Origin of the sequence: Bradyrhizobium sp. 160 (assembly GCF_023073735.1) — a bacterium.
GTDB lineage: Bacteria > Pseudomonadota > Alphaproteobacteria > Rhizobiales > Xanthobacteraceae > Bradyrhizobium.
Genome location: NZ_JADPKD010000078.1, coordinates 1 through 2,758 on the forward strand (window position 1 = coordinate 1; position 2,758 = coordinate 2,758).

A 2,758-nucleotide genomic window follows, 5' to 3' on the forward strand; every position below is an offset into this window, starting at 1 on the left:
GAAGAGCGCAAACGCGAGCAGGAGGATGGCTCGGAAGACGAAGCGGATTGGACGCACATCGTGACGCAAAAGAAGGAGGAAGCTCCGGCTCCCACTCCCGTCGCCACCAAGCGCTCGGTGTTCGACGATGTCGACAAATAGTCGTGGAGATACCAAGCGACTGCGCTGAGGCGCGCTTGCTTGTGTCACCTAAAAGACGACCGTTCCGGTTCGGCTGCGCCGATATCGCAAGAACCGTTGGTTGCGGGGAGGCGCAACACCCGATCGCTGCGAAATGGGGCCCAAAATGCGAACGGCGCCCCTTCGGGAGCGCCGTCGCTGGTAGCTCAAGAATCGATGGTTGTAGGGGCTCGCCGTACTCATTTCTTGCGATTGATCGAGCACGAAATCCCGAAGCTTGTCGCATGAATTCCGAGGACCCGCCGAGCTACACCACGCCACGGGACACGATCTGGCCCGATGAGCCGACCTTATTGCCTTCCGTAACGGACGCCATGGGGAACGATCGCGCTTAGGTACCGACTGCTCGTCGTCGCGGTGCAGCATCATCAAAGAGATCGATGGCCGGGACGAGCCCGGCCATGATGAAGGACGTATAATCAATTCGACTTCGGTACCGTCGGGGTAGCGGGCTGCGCTGCGGCTTGCGGGGCGCGCCCGACGACAACGGTCAGAAGCCCCTGAGCCCATAGCCGCCTCGCAACCTTTCGGGCGTCGTCCAGTGTCACCGCATCGACGATGGCGTTGCGCTTCTCGATATAATCGATCGGGAGCTTGTCCTGCTGGTCTCGCAGCAGCGCCTGCGCGAGCTTCGAGGAGGTATCGAGCGCCAGCATCTGCGAGCCCTTGAGGTAGGACTTGGCCTCGTCGAGCTCCTTCTGCGTCGGGCCCTCCTCGGCGATGCGGCGGACCTCCTTGTCGATGACGTCGATGGTGTCGCCGGCACGGTCGGCGCGGGTGCCGGTGTTGCCGATGAAGACCGCCGAATGTTCCATCCAGAGCAGCGATTCGAACACGGAATAAGCCAGCCCGCGCTTCTCGCGGATTTCATGGGAGAGCCGGGAGGACAATCCACCGCCGCCGAGGATGTGGTTGACGATATAAGCGGCCATGAAGTTCGGATCGCTGCGCTTCACGCCGGGCCCGCCGTAGGTGATCACGGTCTGGGGCACGTCGAGCGGCACGAAGGCGCATTGCGGCGGCTTGGCGGCCTCGACGTCGGGGACCGGCACGAGATTGGCCTTGGCGGGCAGGCTACCAAAGGTGTGGTCGAGCAGCTTGCCGAGGGTTGTCGGATCGACATCACCAACCACCGCGATCTTGAGCGTGTCCTTGGCGAGCACGCGGCCGACATAATCCTTCATGTCGGCAACCGTGATGGTCGGAACGCTCTCGAGGTTGCCGTTGGACTGCCGACCGTAGGGATGATCGCCGAAAGCAACCTCCAGGAATTTGCGGCTCGCCAGCGAGGTCGGGTTGGTGGTCTCGCGGCGCAGGCCTGAGATCACCTGCGAGCGAATGCGTTCGACATCGGCGGTTTCGAAATGCGGCGAGGTCAGCGCGCTCCGCAGCAGGTCGAAGGCTTCGTCCTTGTTGTCGCGCAGCATGCGCAGGCTGCCGCGGAACGTGTCGCGGGTGGAGCTGAAGGAGAGCTCGATGGCGCGGCGGTCGAGCCGCTCATGGAAGGTCTTGGAGTCGAGATCGCCGGAGCCTTCGTCGAGGAGGTCGCCGACCAGATTGGCGACGCCGGACTTGTCTGGGGGGTCCTGGGCCGAGCCGCCGGCGAAGGAATATTCCATGGCGATCAGCGGCACGGTCGCATCCTGTACGAACCAGGCTTCGATGCCGCCCGGCGAAGTCAGGTGCTGGATTTTAGCTGCGGCCTGCGACGGCGAGATCGAAGCGAGCGCGAGCGTCGCGCCGGTGACGAAAGACAGCACAAAATGATGCGTGCGAAGGAAGGGATAGGTCACGAACGCTTCTCCTGGAGCTTAGTGGTCGCGGTGTCCTTGATCAGATAGCCCGTCACCGAGCGCTTCTTCTCGAGCCATTTCTGCGCGACAGTGCGGACCTGGTCGGCGGTGACCGCGCGAATGCGGTCGGGCCAGCTGCTGATGTCCTCGATCGAGAGGCCCGTGGTCAGTGCGCCGCCATACCAGCGCGCCAGCAGCGCCTGGTTGTCCTGGGCGTAGATCGCCTCGGCGATGAGCTGGGTCTTGACCCGCTCGAGATCCTCGGCGCGGATCGGATTCTGCGCGATGTCGGCAATGACGCCGTCGACCACCTGCTCGATGTCCGCGAAGCTGACACCGGGTTTCGGCGAGGCCGAGATCGCGAACTGGGTCGGGTCGAGCGAGACGCTCGAATAGCCGGCGCTGGCGGAGACTGCGAGCGGCTTGTCGACCACGAGCGCGCGGTAGAGATAGGAATTGCTGCCGCTGCCCATCAGCTGCGCGAGCACGTCGAGGGCCGCGCTCTCGCCGGCCGCAGCGGTCGTCGCCGAGGTCACCAGGTAATAGCGCCGCATATTCGGCTGCTCGACGCGCGGGTCGGCCAGCGTGACGGTGCGCGGGGCGGCCGGCTCCGGCTCCTGCGGACGGACGCGCCGCGCCGGGATGGCGGGCTGGGCCGGGATGGCGCCGAAATTGCGCTCGACCAGCGGGCGGACATCGGCGGCATCGACGTCGCCGGCGATCACCAGGATGGCGTTGTTTGGCGCGTAGAAGCGGCGGTAGAAGGCGAGCGCATCCTCGCGATC

The 2,758-nt window shown here is 64.7% G+C and carries 2 protein-coding genes; both read right to left on the reverse strand.

Features of this window, described 5'->3' with window-relative positions; genetic code table 11:
- Positions 1-599: 599 nt before the first annotated feature.
- Positions 600-1,973: a M16 family metallopeptidase gene (locus IVA98_RS33080; protein ID WP_524536444.1), complete on the reverse strand. Its 1,374-nt coding sequence runs from the start codon at positions 1,971-1,973 to the stop codon at positions 600-602.
- Positions 1,970-2,758: M16 family metallopeptidase (locus IVA98_RS33085; RefSeq protein ID WP_247356451.1), on the reverse strand; the 789-nt coding region annotated here is incomplete at its 5' end. The genes IVA98_RS33085 and IVA98_RS33080, both read right to left, overlap by 4 nt.